Source organism: Actinobacillus vicugnae, assembly GCF_901687125.1.
GTDB lineage: Bacteria > Pseudomonadota > Gammaproteobacteria > Enterobacterales > Pasteurellaceae > Actinobacillus > Actinobacillus vicugnae.
Map to the genome: position 1 here is coordinate 1 of NZ_CABFJY010000049.1, position 17,731 is coordinate 17,731.

Here is a 17,731-nt window from a genome sequence, read left to right on the forward strand (position 1 = left end):
TCGATTTTTACCATTTTGAAGATAAAATTCGATGACTTGTTGTTTGAAAGATTGATTGTATTTAGTCATAAAAAAATCTGCACCTTAGTGAGTTGGCTGTTTAGTCCAACTTTTGGGGTGCAGATCACTTTCGGTGGTGTTTACAACATTTAAATTACCCCTCGCAGCTAGAACAGCTTAGTAAGTTGCGGTTAAATACTTGTGCCGCACTCATTGAGTATTGGTAATAAATTGATTTTAAGCCTAATTCTTCCGCAGTTAAGTATAACTGGTTTAAGTCACGCGCTGGCGTTGCTGGGTGAACCATAATGTTAATACTTTGACCTTGGTCGATATATTTTTGGCGCTGTGCAGCCTGCTGGATCACGCTTAATTGACTGATTTCAGAGAAAGTTTTAAATACTTCTTTTTCATCATCAGTTAATTGTTCTAAATGCTGTACAGAACCATCATTATGTAAAATTGATTCCCAAATTTCTTCTGTATCTAATCCTTTTTCTTGAAGTAACTTCTCTAAGAATGGATTTTTATATACTGTTTTGATTTTTGCTAAATCTTTTACATAGTAGTTAGATTTAAACGGTTCAACCGACGGTGATACGCTACCTAAAATAAAGCTACTTGATTTAGTCGGTGCAATACTCATTAAAGTGGTATTACGACGACCATAACCTTTTAAGATTTCAGGTTCACCAAAACGTTTCGCTAATTCTTGCGATGCTTTTAAGGTTTTTTCTTGTAACGTTTTGAAGATTAGGTTGTTTTTCTGCATTGCTTGGAAGCTATCAAACGCAATATTATTTGCTTGTAAATAACTGTGCCAGCCAAGCACACCTAAACCTAACGCTCGGTGGCGAGTTGCAAAGCGATGTGCACGATCTAAGAAAGGCATATCCTTACTTTTCTCAATAAATTCGCTCATGACCACATCTAAGAAATAAGTTAATACTTCAGGCGCATCTGTATCTTTCCACTCATCAAAATAAAGTAGATTCATTGAAGAAAGACAGCAAACAAAGCTCTCATCATTGCTTGATGGAAGCATAATTTCGGTACATAAGTTTGAAGCGTGTACCGTCATATTTTTATCTTTATAAACGTCTGGACGACCTGCATTCGCATTATCTTTAAAGAATAAATACGGAATACCTGTTTCTGTTTTACGTTGTAGTAATTTTGCCCAAAGCTGACGTTTATACGGATCGCCCGCTTTCATTGATTCTAACCAATCATGTCCTACACACACACCGTAATACATTAATTGGATTGGGTTACCTTCCGTGTGAATGTCTAACCACTCATCAATATCACCGTGTTCAATATCAATATACCCCGCAAATTGACCTTTACGAGAAGTACCTTGCGAAATGACATCAATAACCGTATCAAACAATTTACTAAAGTTAAACGAACCGTCTGATTTACCATTATTTTTAATTGCTGAACCACGTGGACGAATATCACCAAAATAGGCTGATGTACCACCACCAATTTTGCTCATCATCCCCACTTCAGCAGTTGTCACCATAATTTCATGGATTGAATCACCAATATAGCTCCCAAAACAAGAAATCGGTAAACCACGATCTAAACCGAAGTTTGACCAAATTGGCGATGAAAGCGAGAAATAGCCTCGTGCCATATAGTGATAGAATTTGTCTGCATAACCTTCAATGCCAAGTTTACGCTCTGCGTGCTCAGCAATAAAACGAATACGATCTAATGCGGTTGTTCCTTCAAGTAAGTAACCACGTTGTAAAAATAAACGGCTATCTTCATTTAGCCAGTCAAAATCAGGGCGAGTATTAGAATAAGTCATCTGCGGTAATCTGCTTCATTTTTTTGCTGTAATCAGTACTACGTTTGTTAAAGAAATCCGTTTCCTTCGTTGAAAGAATTTCAATATCAAACCACTCAGTTTCTTTTAATAATTCAGGATTTACATCGTATGGAGGCTCTAAGCCAAGTGTCATTAGCGAGTTGTTATAACGGCTTCTGATATAGTTTTCTACGGCTTCACGGCTAATAAAACTTAAATCGCCTTCTTCAAAAATCCAATCTAAAATACCACATTCCGCTTCAAATGCTTGAGTTGAAAGTGTTTTTAACTCTTCAAAGAATGTTGGAGTGAATAACTCACTGTGTTCATCACGTAAAATTTCGTATAACGCAATACCAAATTTACCGTGGATTTCTTCTTCTTTTGATGTTGCTTCAACCGCATTTGAAATCCCTTTAAATAGATTTTTGTGCTTATTGAATGACATCATAATTAAAAATTGACCAAATAATGAAATGTGTTCTACAAACAACGAGAACAACACGAGTGACAGCACAAATTCACCTTTACCCGCATCTTTATCTTTCATAAACGATTCCATATAACGAATACGATTCATTAATGGTTCAATCTCTTGAATCTGGCTAAACATTTCGTTTAAGCCTAATTTTTCTAATAAAAACGAGTATGCATCTTTATGACGAACTTCAGACTCTGCGAAAGTACCACCTACATCATCCATTTCTGGCTTAGGGAAATAGCGATATAATTCGCCCCAGAAACGTTTTACATTAACTTCCACTTGAGAAATCGCCAGCATCGCACGAGTTAAAACATGACGTTCGTGATCATTAATATCAATACGATAGTTTTGAATATCACCAGTAAAATTAAATTCTGTGTGTAGCCAATAAGAGTGGCGAATCGCATCTTTAAACTCTAATAATTCAGGGTATTCGTATGGCTTGATGTTCAAGCGTTTTTCAAAAAGGTTTCTTTTAGACATACTCGTAAACTCTATCTTTATGCTAGGAATGAGGCGTGGATTTTAGGGAAAATTTTTTAGTATCACAAGTCTTGACAAACAAGCTTTTTAGTTAGTCGTTTGATTTATAAAGAAAAAATTTTTTGTCAATTTTAAAATCAATATCTAGTGTTTTCTTCATAAAAATTTACTAGATATTGTATTGCATTAATTCTAATCAAATGCTAAAGCGGATCTAAAAACCGTGAACTCACAAGCGTTTTATAGTATCATAAGTGCAATTTCAATCCTTTCACAAGCGGTCGAATTTAGCCCAAAATGCGCAAAGCTTTTGCAAAAAAACAGCTAAATGACACCGCTTGTTAGTTTAACAGGCTATATCACTTTACTATTATGCAAAATCAATTTTATCGCGGGCGCTTTTCTGTTGCGCCAATGCTTGATTGGACAACTCGCCATTGTCGCTACTTTCACCGCCAATTTAGCCAGCACGCGTTGCTTTACACTGAAATGATCACAGCCCCTGCGATCATTCACGCCAAATACGATCTACTTGAATACGATCCGAGCGAAAATCCTGTTGCGTTGCAATTAGGAGGGAGCAATCCAGCACAGTTAGCACATTGCGCTAAGTTAGTCGAAGAACGAGGCTACGCAGAGATCAATTTAAACGTGGGCTGTCCGTCAGATCGTGTTCAAAATGGTATGTTTGGTGCTTGTTTAATGGCTAAAGCTGATTTAGTCGCTGACTGCATTAAAGCAATGCAAGATGCGGTGCAAATTCCTGTTACAGTAAAACATCGCATTGGTATTGATGATTTAGATAGCTATGCATTTTTATGTGACTTTGTAGAAAAAATTCAGCCATATAGCCACGACTTTATTGTACACGCTCGTAAAGCGTGGCTGTCTGGCTTGAGCCCAAAACAAAATCGTGAAATTCCACCGCTTGATTATGAACGAGTGTATCAGCTCAAACGTGATTTTCCGCATTTAAATATTTCAATTAACGGTGGCATTAAAACCGTTGAAGAAATCAAACAACATTTGCAGTTTGTTGATGGCGTAATGGTAGGGCGTGAGGCTTATCAAAATCCTTCATTACTAGGCGAAATTGATTCACAAATTTTTGGTGAAAATAGACCGCTTGTTTCTGCCCGTGAAGCGGTCGAAAAAATGTTGCCATATATTGAAGCACAAACGCAAAAAGGGGTTTATTTAAATCATATTGTGCGTCATATGTTAGGCGCATTCCAAAACTGTAAAGGCGCACGTCAATGGCGTCGTCATTTAAGTGAAAACGCCACAAAACAAGGTGCAGGCGTTGAAGTTGTTGAACAAGCACTAAGCTTTGTAGAAGAACATAATTAACTTTGCGATTTCTCCCTAAGTATGCATAATGTTTTTATCTTATGCACTCTTGGGGGAAACATGACCATCCATTCTGTTAATCCAAAAGGCAGTTTAGATCAACTTTCCCATTTAGAAATGGAATTGCTGACTAAAAATGCTCAAGGTAATCTTTATTCTCTTTATCGCAATTGCTCGCTTGCAGTACTTAATTCGGGGGCAGTCACCGATGATAGCCGTGCGCTACTCAATCGATATCAACATTTTGATATTAATCTGATCACCCGAGAAAAAGGCGTAACACTCGAACTACACAACCCGCCTGAAACCGCTTTTGTCGATGGTAAAATGATGTTGAATATCCAATATCATTTATTTGCAGTGCTGCGTGATATTGTATTCGTCAGTGCCCTTTCCCAATATTTTAAACAAGATCAACCACAAACTGATTGTCGCTATATCACCAATCAAGTCTTTTCTATTTTGCGTAATGCTAAAGCACTATCAATGAATTCAGATCCAAATCTGATCGTCTGCTGGGGTGGGCATTCGATCAATCAAACCGAATACCAATACTGCCGTGCGGTCGGGACAGAACTTGGCTTACGTTTACTCAATATTGTTACAGGCTGTGGCACAGGGGTAATGGAAGCGCCAATGAAAGGGGCTGCAATTGGTCATGCTAATCAACGCTACAAAAATAGTCGCTTTATCGGAATTACCGAGCCTTCGATTATTGCTTCTGAACCACCAAATCCTATCGTCAATGAATTAATTATCATGCCAGATATTGAAAAACGCTTAGAAGCCTTTGTACGTCTTGGACATGGTATTGTGATCTTCCCAGGAGGGCCTGGGACTTTAGAAGAATTGCTGTACATCATCGGTATCAAACTCAATCCTGCGAATAACTTGCAAAAATTACCTGTAATTTTGACCGCTCCACCAGAAAGTGCGGACTATTTCGCTAGCATTGATGAATTTATTGGCGAGACGCTCGGCAAGCAAGCACAGAAACAGTATGAAATTATTATTAATGACCCTGTATTAGTAGCACAAAAAATGGTGCAGGCTATGAAAGAGGTAAAACAGCAACGCCAAGCTTTGTCAGATTCCTATAGCTTTAACTGGTCACTGAAAATTGATGATGCTTTTATTCAGCCATTCATTCCAACCCACGAAAATATGGCAAATTTAGATCTGCATTTTACCCAACCTGTAGAGCAACTTGCTGCTAATTTGCGCCGTGTGTTTTCAGGAATTGTAGCAGGCAATATTAAGCCAGATACACAAGATATGATTGAACAACTTGGGCCTTTCCAGCTCCAAGGCGATCGTAAACTAATGGAAAAAATCGACCGCTTGTTAGAACGTTTTGTGCAACAACATCGAATGAAATTGCCAACGGGAGAGGCTTACAAACCTTGTTATCAAATTTATAAATAGCGGTTAATTATGTATTTACAACAAATTGAAATCAGTGGCTTTCGAGGCATCAATCAACTCAAATTACCGTTGCGCCCCAATATGGTGCTAATTGGTGAAAACTCTTGGGGTAAATCCAGTTTACTAGATGCATTAAGCCATATTTTTAATCTCAAAGGCGAGCTGTATCAATTTAGTGAATCTGATTTTCATCAGCAATATCATCCAACCAGCAAAAAGGCGGAGCAAATCCGCCTGCTATTCACCTTTGGTATTGAACAAGTTGATGAATGCCAAGCCAGTATCCATCAATCTTATTGTCATTTATTTTATAGAGACCAACAAGGCAATCCTTCCATTTATCTGCAAGTTTTGGGGCAACATCTAAATAACGAGCTCCAAACTATTTATCAATTTTTGGATCATACAGGCAACCCGCTTATCGTTGAAAATCAGCAAGAAATTATTCGCTCCATTATCAATCACTCTCCTGTTTATCGTTTTAAAGACGCACGTTTAAATAAATTTGCGCCGCTAGAAACCGTTTTCCCACAAGTGATACATGAACAAGATGGCTTACAAAGTGAATTAAACGCCCTTTCATTGCTGTTGCATTATTACTTTTTAAATAACAAAAGCCGTCAGCAATTAGCCGATGCGATGCAAGATACCACGCTTTTGTGGGAAAAAGTGAAATCACTGTGTTTACGTTTAAAGCAAGATCAAACGGGTGAAGCCACTCAACAGGTACGCACTCATCTTTCTTCCCTGTTTATTATCAACCAAAAGTTACGCTTAGTTGAAAAACCCATTATTCTGTTTGAAGATCTGGAGGCACGTTTACATCCTCGTATGATTGCGATTTTTTGGGAATTGGTTACTTATCTCCCCGTGCAAAGAATTACTACCACAAATTCAATGGAACTCCTTTCGCAAGTGCCATTACGCGAAATCAGTCGCTTAGTTCGCTATCGTGATCATACCGAAGCCTTTTCACTAGCGTATAGTCCGTTAGGCAAAGAAGATCTACGTAAACTTACTTTTCATATTCACTACAATCGCGGTTTAGCACTCTTTTCTCGGGCTTGGATTTTAGTGGAAGGAGAAACAGAAGTTTGGATTTTAACCGAGCTAGCAAATCTACTAGACATTAATTTAGAAATGGAAGGAATCCGTATTGTTGAATTTGCTCAATGTGGGCTACGCCCATTGATTAAATATGCGAAGGCAATGGGCATCGAGTGGTATGTGCTAACCGACGGCGATCAAGCGGGTAAAAAATATGCCGATATTGCAAGAAGTATGTTGCAGGAAAACGAAGTTGTGGGCAAACATTTGAGCGTAATTCCAGATTTAGATATTGAACATTTTTTCTATCATGAAGGGTTAAGAAACGTATTTGTTCGGCTTGCGCGTTGGCAACCGAAAGATAATAAGTATCCAACCAAAACCATTATCAAACGAGCGATTCAATCCACCTCTAAACCCGATTTGGCGCTTGCCATTTCTAACGAAATCAAACAACGAGGCAAACAAGCCATTCCTCGTTTATTTAAAAAGTTATTTATCAAAGTGTTACAACTGCTCAAAGAACAGTAACCCCAAAAACAAGCGGTCGAATTTGCTACTTTTTTCACAAATTCAACCGCTTGTTTAAATTGGGAAACTAATGGCGAATTTCAAACCGTTCGAATTGCTCCGAACCTTGGTAATTTTGCTCAATTAAATTGTGTACTACTGCAGTTGGAGGGCCTTTTTGTAACCAATTTCTGAAAGCAACCATTTGTGATTCTGAGCCCACAGCCACCACTTCAACCGAGCCTTCCTCTCGATTTCTCACATAACCTTTAATGCCGATTTTGCCCGCTTCTTGCAGTGTAAAAAAGCGAAAACCGACACCTTGTACTCGCCCAGTGACAATAAAAAGTTTATGTTGCATAAGCCCCTCCTACCTCATTTAGATTTTCAATCGAATTAAACGAGCTACATTTTCTGCGCTAGATTCTAAATTTTCTCGCCCTTGCTTTAAGGTTTCCTCAAGGGAATTTAGCTGACGAATAATTGGGAATACCGCATCAATACCGTGCTGATACACCACATTGTAATCCTCTCGCAAGCAGCCAACAATCGCAATCACAGGTACATTAAACTGTTTTGCCGTTTTGGCTACACCTACTGGGGTTTTGCCTGCGATACTTTGCGCATCCATACGTCCTTCGCCTGTAACCACTAAATCTGCTTCTTTGATATGCTCTGCTAAACGAGTGGCTTCAAGAATAATTTGCACCCCTGCTTTCAGTTGAATATTTGGCAATAACAATAAACCACCGCCCATTCCGCCTGCTGCACCAGCGCCAGCATGGTTGGCAATCGCAATATCAAGTTGAGCTAACACAATATCTGCAAAGTGTGCCAAAGCGTTATCTAGTATTTGCACCATTTCAGGTGTTGCACCTTTTTGCGGACCAAATACTGCCGAAGCACCTCGCTCACCACATAGCGGATTATTTACATCGCACGCCACTTCAAATTCAACGTTTTTTAAACGAGGCTCTAACTTTTCAAGCGAGATTTGTTGAATCTGTTGTAATTGTTCTCCACCAAATTCGATCTCTTTGCCTTCTGCATTTTTAAAAGAAGCACCCAGCGCTTGCAACATACCAACACCGCCATCATTTGTTGCGCTACCACCAATACCAAGCAGGATTTTCTTCACACCTAAATCCAGCGCTTTTTTAATTAGCTCTCCTGTACCAAAGCTGGTAGTTTTAAGTGGATTACGTTGCTCGAACGGTACAAGATGCAAACCTGAAGCGGCAGCCATTTCAATAAAAGCGGTCTGTTTATCGCCTGAAATACCTAAAAAGCCCATTACTTTATTGCCAAGTGGGGCTGTAACCTCAACTTCTAATAATTCACCCTTTGTTGCATCAATTAATGACTGAACCGAACCTTCACCGCCGTCTGCCATTGGCACTTTGATATATTGCGCATCAGGAAAAATACGTTTGAAACCGCTTTCAATCGATTGTGCTACCTCGAGCGCAGTAAGGCTTTCTTTAAATGAATCTGGAGCAATAACAATTTTCATATTTTACCTCTTAGAATAATTTAAACACACCAAACACAAGGGTTGAAACAATCGTCATAATTAACCCGACGGCTGTTTCGTAAGGGATGAGTTTTAAGCGTTCTTTCATTTCCATATTTACACTACCACCTGTAGCGTGGAAGAAAGAACCATGTGGCATATGGTCAAATACGGTTGCACCTGCGTGAATCATTGCCGCTCCAGCTAATGCACTCACACCTAATTCAATTAATGTCGCACTAAATACATTAGATGCCACCACAGTTCCCGCTGTAGTAGAAGCAGTCGCTAATGACATTAATGCCCCAGAAATTGGCGCTAATAAATAAGATGGTAAGCCTGAAGCTGTTAGCACTTCAATTAACACATCTTTTAAACCTGAATTAGCAATAATACCCGCTAGTGCACCTGTTCCTAATAACATCACAGCAACAGGAGACATTTTTAGTAAACCCGAAGTCGCAAATTGGTTTACTTGTTTTAATTTACCCATTGCTAATGCACCAACTAAGCCACCAAGAGGAAGCGCAATAAGCGGATCTATTTTAATATCAGCAATTGGACGTAATGCAAGTAAGATAATCGCACAAAGCGGTGCAACAATTGCAGGGAGAAAAGCGGGTAAATTTTGCAGATTATTTGCAGAAACTTCACTATCTGCCACTTTTGAGCCTTTGTCGATCAAACGTTTTGCTAAAAAGTAAGTAAGAATAATACCGAAAACCGCAGGCAGGATGCCCGCCGCCATCACTGAGGTAAGAGGTAAATGAAACGCATCAGAAGCGGCAATTGCATTTGGGTTTGGGGACATTAAATTACCCGCTTTACCGCCACCGATCATCGCTAATAAAATCGCTGGTTTAGATAAATTTCCACGTTTTGCTAAGGCTAATGCAATCGGAGATACAGTAATAACCGCAACATCCACAAATACGCCTACCGCAGTTAAGATCATGGTTGAAAGTACTAGCGCTAATAATGCCCGAGTTTCACCGAGTTTTTTCACTATCGTTTCAGCAATCGTACTCGCAGCGCCCGATTCAATAAGTACCCCTGCCAACACACCTGCGGCTAAAATACGCATCACAGCAGTGGTAATCCCCTGTGCTCCACCAATCATTAAGCTGACCGTTTGGGAAAGATCCGCACCACCTACCAAACCGCCAACTAGCGCACCGATTAACATACCGTATGCAGGTGGCACTTTTTTTAAGATTAAAACTATCGCAACTGATAACGCAACAACAGCTCCGACTGCAGTAACTGCGACCATAATGTTCTCCCTAATTGCAAAGAAATGATGAAAAGAAATTGTTCAGCATTATGCGCATTTTTAAACAAAAGTCGTTAGTAAAAATCACAAAAAACTTGCTATACAAGCGGTCTAATTTTGTAAAAATTAACAGATTAGCTCGTTAACATCGCCCCCAAATACAATATAAATTTATCTTCTATCTTATTGAAAGATAAGGAAGTTATTTGCTCAATACGTTCTAATCGATAACGTAATGTATTTTGATGAATAAACAGTTTTTCTGAAGCGTGAACTAGATCACAATTTGATAAAAAATATTGTTGCAAACTTTTGAAAAATACATTTTTTTCATCTTGTTCAATTAATTGCTGAACAGGGGAAAATAATTCTTTTGCCTGCCAAGAGCGAGAGAAATCGGCTAGTAATGCCTGTAAACGATAATCTTCAAAACTGATAATTTGTTTTTTAATATGATTATTCTCCGCATAAGCTAAAGTGTGCAACGCTGATTGATACGAAAAATGCGCTTCCACAAAATGCCCAACTTGGCAACCAATTACCATTCGGTAATCGGTTTCCACGGTTTGCGTTGGAAACAGTAAATTTAGCGTTTTATGTTTTTGGCGATAATGCAGATCTTCTGCGTGCAGTAATAACACTAATTTATCTAAATCTACCACCACTACTGTTGCATTTTCTTGTTGCTGTTCTAAATGCAATAACACAGTTTGCAAGTCGGCAGAGGTCGGTTTATCTAATTTGATAATAATGGTGGCTAACGCTTGTGCTGGATTTAAATTAAAGAAATGTGCTTGTTGCTCGGTTTGTTGTTTATCTAAACTACCTTTTAGCAATTGGCGTAGAAACTCTTCTTTGTAGCGACGTTGCCAACGTTCAGTTTCCAATATAATTGCTTGTTCAACAATTAATTCTGCCGCCATAGTAACCAATTCTGCATAAGGGCGAACCGCTTCTGGCGAACCCGAAATACCAATTACACCAATGGTTTTGCCTAAATAGCGAATTGGCAAATTCAGGCCCTCTCTGGCTTCATAATTCCATTGTTTTGCTAATTTTTCATCAATTTCGACCGCTTGATCATGGCGTAATACCACTACCGCCCCTGTATGGCGTTCGCCTACTCGAGAAGCATCACCCGAAGCAATAATAAGCCCTTGTTCATCCATCACATTGACTGAATTTGGAATAATTTGCATAGTGCGTTTAACTATCGCTTGAGCAGTTTGTTTATCTAGTTTCATCATATTTTCTTTAATTAGCGCTAAATTCATAGACAAGCGGTCAAATTTTGCTGATTTTTTGCAAAAAATCATTAAAAATCGACCGCTTAAAAAACAATCCCCTGCTTAGCAGGGGATTGAAATTAATGTTTAATAATATATAAGTTACGCAATAAAATATCGTCTTGCGGATCTTTACCGCTATAACCTTTCACATAAGATTTAACTAAGCGTGGATTCACATAATTATAAATAGGAACGATTGCATAGTCATCCGCTAATACTTTTTCTGCTTGAGCGTAAGCATTCGCTCTGCCTTCTGCATCTGTGGCTTGGTAAGACTGTTGCACTGCCTCATCATAAGCTTTACTTGCATAGCCTGTTTTATTATTACTTGAATCTGAAGTGAAGTAAGTAATAAAGGTGCTTGCTTGGTTATAATCCGCCGACCAGCCTGCGCGAGCTAAGTCATATTTACCTTCACGACGAGTATCTAAATAGGTTTTCCATTCCTGATTTTCTAACTCTACTTGTACTAAACCTTTGGTGTTCGCCTTCCATAATGAAGCTGCGGCAATCGCAATTTTCTTATGGTTGTCATTAGTATTATATAGAATTGAGAATTTTAATGGATTCGTTTTACTAAACCCTGCTTCTTCTAATAATTTAATCGCTTCAGTATTACGCTCTGCCATCGCTTGCTGACTATATGCTGGTGACTGAATTTTTTGCCCTTCATGAATATAAGTGGGGGTAAATACATAAGTTGGTGTTTGCCCTTGTCCCAAAACTTTATCAGTAATAATGTTACGGTCAATTGATAAATTCAGCGCCTTACGTACACGTACATCATCAAATGGTTTTCTAGCTAAATTGATTTCATATAAATAGGTAGAAAGCGTTCTGGTGGTAAATACTTCATTCGGTAAATCCTTTTTCAGTTTAGCAAATTGCTCTGGCGGTAACGAATAATTTGTTATATCCAAATCTCCCGCTTTATAACGAGCAACGTCGGTAGCTGCATTTGGAATTGCTAAATAAGTCGCTTTATTAATGACCGTTTCTTTGTCATTCCAATAATTGCTGTTACGTTCGAACACAATTTTTTCGTTGATGACGTGTTCAACTAATTTATAAGCACCATTTCCAACTAAATTCGCTTTTTTCGCCCAGCTATCACCAAATTGCTCTACCACTTTTTTATTGACTGGCAATAACGATGAATGAGTGGTTAGCTCATTCGCATAGGGTACTGAATTGCTTAAGGTTAATACCAAAGTGTAATCATCTAGCGCTTTTACCCCTAATGCTTCAGGTTTTTTCTTGCCATCAATAATTTCTTGAGCATTTTCAAGTTGTAAATAAGTAAGATAACTTGCGTAAGGCGAAGCAGTTAATGGATTCGCTAAACGTTGCCACGCATAAACGAAATCATGAGCGGTAACAGGATCGCCATTCGACCATTTAGCATTTTGGCGCAGTTTAAATGTCCAGCTTTTGTAATCAGGTGAGCTTTCCCACGCTTCTGCAACCCCCGCTTGTAATTTACCCTCTTCATCTTTGCTGATTAGCCCTTCAAATAATTGAAAGGCCACTTGAGATTCAGGCACGCCTTCTATTTTCTGCGGGTCAAAACTGGCTGGCTCCGATCCGTTATTAATAATAATTTCTTGTTTTTCTGCCAAATCTGTTCCTGCTGGTACTTTAGCGGCAAAGGCTACGCCAGATAAACCAAATGCAATTGCGATATTTATAAGTGAACGAGTCAGTTTTGCTTGCATAATTATTCCCTTTATTTGAATAAATATATAAGATATAGGTTCTTAAAGTTTTAAAACAAAAACTGCTGTTTGTAAAGTGCCATGCTTCTACGGTTTATGCTTTTTTTCTATTTTGTGATAGGAATCACCTTTTGTTGCAAATTACATCAGAAATATAAGCTAGCTAATCACGCTGGAAAGCTGAATAAACTATAGATAAGCGTCTATACATATCGAATAACTCAGAATAAAACTCTGCATTTTCTCAATAACAAGCATTTTTTTACTTATTCATCAGAATAAAAAACGCCATTTCTAACAAAAATAGCGTTTTACTTTCATTTTTTTAACCGCTATATTCGTTAGTAACAATAAGCAAGCGGTTGCATTTGCACAAAAAATCGCAAATTTAACCACTTATTTATTCATATGCATTCACAATATTTTTTTAGAGTTGGACAATATCATGGCAAAAACATTATACGAAAAATTATTTGATTCACACGTTGTGTATGAAGCCGAAGGCGAGACCCCGATTATTTATATCAACCGCCATTTAATTCATGAAGTAACTAGCCCACAGGCATTTGATGGTCTGCGTGTGGCAGGACGTAAAGTTCGCCAAGTGAGCAAAACTTTCGGCACAATGGACCACAGTATCTCAACCCAAGTTCGAGACGTAAACCAATTAGAAGGTCAAGCCAAAATACAGGTGTTAGAACTTGCAAAAAACTGTGAAGCGTCTGGCATTCAGTTATTTGATATGACCAAAAAAGAACAAGGTATTGTACACGTGATGGGTCCAGAGGAAGGTTTAACATTACCTGGAATGACTATTGTTTGTGGCGACTCACATACCGCAACACACGGTGCATTTGGTGCATTAGCATTTGGTATTGGTACCTCTGAAGTAGAGCACGTTCTTGCAACCCAAACCTTAAAACAAGCACGCGCAAAAAGTATGAAAGTTGAAGTACGTGGCAAAGTAAACCCAGGCATTACTGCAAAAGATATTGTGCTTGCGATTATCGGTAAAACCACAATGGCTGGCGGTACAGGTTATGTTGTGGAATTTTGTGGCGAAGCAATTCGTGATCTTTCTATGGAAGGTCGTATGACCGTGTGTAACATGGCAATCGAATTTGGCGCTAAAGCAGGTTTAATTGCACCAGATGAAACCACGTTCGCTTACTTAAAAGATCGTCCACACGCTCCCAAAGGTAAAGATTGGGAAGATGCTATCGAATATTGGAAAACCTTAAAAACCGATGACGATGCAAAATATGATGCAGAAGTGATTTTAGAAGCAAAAGATATTGCGCCACAAGTTACATGGGGGACTAACCCTGGTCAGGTAATTGGTATCGATCAAGTTGTGCCAAATCCAGAGGATATGGTAGATCCTGTAACCAAAGCCTCAGCAGAAAAAGCGCTTGCTTATATCGGTTTAACTGCAAATACCGATATGAAAGATGTGCCTGTTGATCAAGTATTTATCGGTTCTTGCACTAACTCTCGTATCGAAGACTTACGTGCAGCCGCTGCCGTGATGAAGGGACGTAAAAAAGCAGATAACGTCAAACGTATATTGGTAGTGCCAGGTTCAGGCTTAGTAAAAGAACAAGCGGAAAAAGAAGGTTTAGATAAAATCTTTATCGAAGCAGGCGCAGAATGGCGTAACCCTGGTTGTTCAATGTGTTTAGGTATGAACGATGACCGTTTAGGTGAATGGGAACGTTGTGCTTCAACCTCTAATCGTAACTTTGAAGGACGCCAAGGTCGTAATGGTCGTACTCACTTAGTGAGCCCAGCTATGGCGGCAGCCGCAGCCGTATTTGGTAAATTTGTAGATATTCGTCATGTAGCATTAAATTAAGGAGCAAATAAAAATGGCAGGAATTAAACAACATTCGGGATTAGTTGTTCCACTTGATGCAGCGAATGTGGACACAGATGCAATTATTCCAAAACAATTCTTACAAGCAATTACTCGTGTTGGCTTTGGTAAACATTTATTCCACGAGTGGCGTTATTTAGATGCAGAAGAAACACAACCTAATCCAGATTTTGTGTTAAATTTCCCACAATATCAAGGCGCTACAATTTTATTAGCGCGTAAAAACTTAGGCTGTGGTTCTTCTCGTGAACACGCACCTTGGGCATTAGCTGATTATGGTTTTAAAGTAATGATTGCTCCAAGCTTTGCGGATATTTTCTATAACAACAGCTTAAATAACCATATGTTACCGATTCGTTTAACCGAAGAAGAAGTGGAAGAAATCTTCCAATGGGTTTGGGCAAATGAAGGTGAACAAATTGATGTAGATTTGGAAGCAATGACAGTAACAGTGGGCGATAAAGTCTATCATTTTGAATTAGATGAATTCCGTCGCCACTGTTTATTAAACGGTTTGGATAACATCGGCTTAACTCTACAACACGAAGCTGCAATTGCCGCTTACGAAAGTAAAATTCCAGCATTTTTACGCTAACATTTTATGCACGCTTCGGCGTGCATTTTAATTACCACTTTTTTCCAGCCTTTAAATCACATAGTTATGGATCTTAAACGCCTTAAATATTTCTGTATCGTCGTTGAAACGGGGTCTGTTACCCGCGCAGCGGAGCTTTTACATATGTCTCAGCCACCACTGAGTAAACGTTTACAAGAGCTAGAAGATGAAGTAGGCACACCTCTTTTAATTCGTTCAGCACAAAAAATCACGCCCTCTCAAACGGGCTTTTTCTTATATGAACAGGCAGTGAAAATTTTAAAAGAGGTGGATGAACTGGAAAAAGCAATAACAAGCATAGCCCAACATTAGCCGAAAACTTTGCTTCGCATTGGACTTTCTTATCTATTTCAGCAGTTTTTCTCGCCATTGATTTTACATTTAAATCAATGTTAACCTTTAGAAAGAGCCACTAGTAAAGAATTAGCCTCACCGCTACGTTTGCTAATTTCAGGTTTTTCAATATGAGCTGGCATATAACCACCCACACTATTTGGCATAAAGATTGGTGCAGTCTCTTTTATCCAGCCATCAATAGATTTGTCTTTAAAATAGGCTTCAGGTATATATACGCTTAATGATTGTTGCGTAACATCTTCGGGATTTGCCACATATGGGATATTTTCGTAAGCACGGTATTTTATGGTTGTGCCGTTTAATTCTATCATTTGCTTGGTAGCGGTTTGCTTCGCAAAATCTAAGTCATAAGTTTGTGCTTGTGCGCTTGCACAAGCTACTACCATTGTGGCAGCCAATAAGTTTTTTTTGAACATTATGTTTTTCCTTCTTTAATCAAAGTTTAAGCAATATAAGTCGCTAGCTATACTTTTTATTTGAATTATTGAGATAAAATATATCAATCCAATTTTAAGATGGAAAATACCGTTTTGATCTGTGTTTTATACCAATAAAAAAGCCAAGGTATAACCTTGGCTTTACTGTTATCTATTTTTGTAAAAATCTGAAATATGCAGAACAAAGTCTTCTAACATTTCGATTTTTTGAGATTCGCTAACTGTTGATGCTACTCTCTCTGAGATTGAATCATAAATTCCTTCAGCAAAACGTTTCACATCTAATGCATAATTTACGCAGAAAGTGTGAGTACAATCGCCCTGATATTCATTTGATGATAAAAGCCAGTTAGACACATTATTATCATTGCAGACACCTGAATACCAATATTGACTAGCTTTAATTGCCAATTCTCGTTTTAAACAATAGCAATTGGTATCAATATGATTTTTACGTTCTAAACAAATGGTGCCAGAAATGCCTAAAGCATCAGAGGTTACATTAATATCACCAACCATTTTGTAATATTTGCCTACCGATTCAAATGTATCTCGACAAATAAACTTACCTGTTTTTAAATTCATAAAATTACGCATACTGTAAACGTAATCATATTGGTGTTCAGTGAGTGTTTTTACGCAATTTTCAACGTGATTAGGTTCATACCAGTTATCGTCATCCAGATAACAGATAAGATCTTCTTTCACTAAAAATGGCGCGATTGCATTAATGCTACTGTTAGTCCAACCATTTGCTCCCGTATTCATAGGTAAGAAGGTGGCAACCACTTGCGGATATTTATCCAAAATGGCTTTCGCATTATCAAAAAATTGTTTGCCATCTACAAAAACATAGTGCTTGCAGTTAGCATAAGTTTGCTGTTGTACACTTAAAATAGCTCGCTCTAAATGCGCGCGACCTATTGTTGATGTAATAATTGCTACAGAAGGGACTGCAACAGACATTATTCACTCCTTAGGGGGAAATTTATATTTGATATTTGGTTTTATCTCCAATATCGAAATGCAATGGCATTCGCCATTTTTGGATACTTAAAACAAGTAACAATAGACCACAAAAAATACTTAATAACTGTAATAATAAATTTTGCTCTAATACAATCGCCAACCAAAGCACTGCCACCAAAATAGGCTGAAAATTTAAGCCGAATACTCTAAAACAGAAATATTCTTTATAGCTTAAACCACCTATCGTGAATAACATTGCCCCCAAAGCAATCAGCGGCAAATTAAAAATAGCACATAACAAGCCAATCCAAACAGCAAACTGAAATACAAAACGGAATGTTTTTAAGTACAGGTGTAAAGATGAAGCTAATAATGCGCCAGCAACAAGCAAACCTTGTTGTGCAATTTCAAATTGGTAGGGAAGCCACAAGATCATTAAGGTAGCAACCACAAAACCACTACGATATAACACCACTGTTAAATAGTCCCAAAAATCCAGCGCTGATTTTACATGAGGATCTGCCATTTTCCTTCTCCTAAACATAAAAAAACAGCCGAATTTGCAAAA

16 protein-coding genes are annotated in these 17,731 nt (G+C 38.3%); 6 read left to right on the plus strand and 10 right to left on the minus strand.

Annotated elements, in window-relative coordinates; all coding sequences use genetic code 11:
- Positions 1-154 precede the first annotated feature (154 nt).
- Together F8M47_RS11155 and F8M47_RS11160 are read right to left on the minus strand one after the other, a co-directional pair.
- Entirely contained in the window at positions 155-1,819 is a 1,665-nt protein-coding gene (locus F8M47_RS11155; RefSeq protein ID WP_150540153.1) for a ribonucleoside-diphosphate reductase subunit alpha, read from the minus strand.
- Positions 1,806-2,786 carry a ribonucleotide-diphosphate reductase subunit beta gene (locus F8M47_RS11160; protein ID WP_150540154.1) on the minus strand — a complete coding sequence of 327 codons (981 nt, stop codon included), beginning with the start codon at positions 2,784-2,786 and terminating at the stop codon, positions 1,806-1,808. The genes F8M47_RS11155 and F8M47_RS11160 overlap by 14 nt, the downstream gene beginning before the upstream one ends.
- A gap of 372 nt (positions 2,787-3,158) precedes the next feature.
- Here F8M47_RS11160 and dusA point away from each other — a divergent pair, with 372 nt between their 5' ends.
- The 3 genes from dusA to F8M47_RS11175 are packed head-to-tail and all read left to right on the plus strand — an operon-like array spanning position 3,159 to position 7,139.
- Positions 3,159-4,136: a tRNA dihydrouridine(20/20a) synthase DusA gene (gene dusA / locus F8M47_RS11165; RefSeq protein WP_150540155.1), complete on the plus strand. Its 978-nt coding sequence runs from the start codon at positions 3,159-3,161 to the stop codon at positions 4,134-4,136.
- Between the two features lie 60 nt (positions 4,137-4,196).
- A complete protein-coding gene (ppnN, locus tag F8M47_RS11170) occupies positions 4,197-5,561 on the plus strand; it encodes a nucleotide 5'-monophosphate nucleosidase PpnN (RefSeq protein ID WP_150540156.1) in 1,365 nt (454 codons plus the stop codon).
- 9 nt (positions 5,562-5,570) lie between these two features.
- Complete coding sequence (locus tag F8M47_RS11175; RefSeq protein ID WP_150540157.1) at positions 5,571-7,139, plus strand: ATP-dependent nuclease; 1,569 nt, start codon at positions 5,571-5,573, stop codon at positions 7,137-7,139.
- A 67-nt stretch (positions 7,140-7,206) separates the two neighbouring features.
- Here F8M47_RS11175 and F8M47_RS11180 read toward each other — a convergent pair whose 3' ends face one another.
- The 5 genes from F8M47_RS11180 to F8M47_RS11200 form a co-directional block, all read right to left on the minus strand.
- Positions 7,207-7,479: an acylphosphatase gene (locus tag F8M47_RS11180; protein ID WP_150540158.1), complete on the minus strand. Its 273-nt coding sequence runs from the start codon at positions 7,477-7,479 to the stop codon at positions 7,207-7,209.
- An 18-nt stretch (positions 7,480-7,497) separates the two neighbouring features.
- Positions 7,498-8,631, minus strand: a complete 1,134-nt coding sequence (locus F8M47_RS11185; RefSeq protein WP_150540159.1) for a glycerate kinase — start codon at positions 8,629-8,631, stop codon at positions 7,498-7,500.
- A 10-nt stretch (positions 8,632-8,641) separates the two neighbouring features.
- Positions 8,642-9,904: a GntP family permease gene (locus tag F8M47_RS11190; RefSeq protein ID WP_150540160.1), complete on the minus strand. Its 1,263-nt coding sequence runs from the start codon at positions 9,902-9,904 to the stop codon at positions 8,642-8,644.
- Between the two features lie 134 nt (positions 9,905-10,038).
- Entirely contained in the window at positions 10,039-11,148 is a 1,110-nt protein-coding gene (locus F8M47_RS11195; RefSeq protein WP_150540237.1) for a CdaR family transcriptional regulator, read from the minus strand.
- 122 nt (positions 11,149-11,270) lie between these two features.
- Complete coding sequence (locus F8M47_RS11200) at positions 11,271-12,908, minus strand: ABC transporter substrate-binding protein (protein ID WP_150540161.1); 1,638 nt, start codon at positions 12,906-12,908, stop codon at positions 11,271-11,273.
- Between the two features lie 445 nt (positions 12,909-13,353).
- On the opposite strand from F8M47_RS11200, the gene leuC reads away from it, so the two are divergent.
- The 3 genes from leuC to F8M47_RS11215 all read left to right on the plus strand — a co-directional run bounded on the left by leuC (position 13,354) and on the right by F8M47_RS11215 (position 15,712).
- Positions 13,354-14,763, plus strand: coding sequence for a 3-isopropylmalate dehydratase large subunit (leuC, locus tag F8M47_RS11205; protein ID WP_150540162.1), 1,410 nt, complete (start codon positions 13,354-13,356; stop codon positions 14,761-14,763).
- A 13-nt stretch (positions 14,764-14,776) separates the two neighbouring features.
- Positions 14,777-15,379: a 3-isopropylmalate dehydratase small subunit gene (gene leuD, locus F8M47_RS11210; RefSeq protein WP_150540163.1), complete on the plus strand. Its 603-nt coding sequence runs from the start codon at positions 14,777-14,779 to the stop codon at positions 15,377-15,379.
- Between the two features lie 66 nt (positions 15,380-15,445).
- Positions 15,446-15,712, plus strand: coding sequence for a LysR family transcriptional regulator (locus F8M47_RS11215; protein ID WP_150540164.1), 267 nt, complete (start codon positions 15,446-15,448; stop codon positions 15,710-15,712).
- Between the two features lie 80 nt (positions 15,713-15,792).
- Here the strand turns inward: F8M47_RS11215 and F8M47_RS11220 are convergent, their stop codons facing one another.
- From F8M47_RS11220 to F8M47_RS11230, 3 genes are all read right to left on the minus strand, one after another.
- Positions 15,793-16,173: a hypothetical protein gene (locus F8M47_RS11220; protein WP_150540165.1), complete on the minus strand. Its 381-nt coding sequence runs from the start codon at positions 16,171-16,173 to the stop codon at positions 15,793-15,795.
- Between the two features lie 168 nt (positions 16,174-16,341).
- Positions 16,342-17,160 (minus strand): glycosyltransferase family 2 protein, encoded by an 819-nt coding sequence (locus F8M47_RS11225; protein ID WP_150540166.1) that lies wholly within the window; start codon positions 17,158-17,160, stop codon positions 16,342-16,344.
- Between the two features lie 22 nt (positions 17,161-17,182).
- Complete coding sequence (locus F8M47_RS11230; RefSeq protein WP_150540167.1) at positions 17,183-17,689, minus strand: DUF2301 domain-containing membrane protein; 507 nt, start codon at positions 17,687-17,689, stop codon at positions 17,183-17,185.
- Positions 17,690-17,731: the final 42 nt, after the last annotated feature.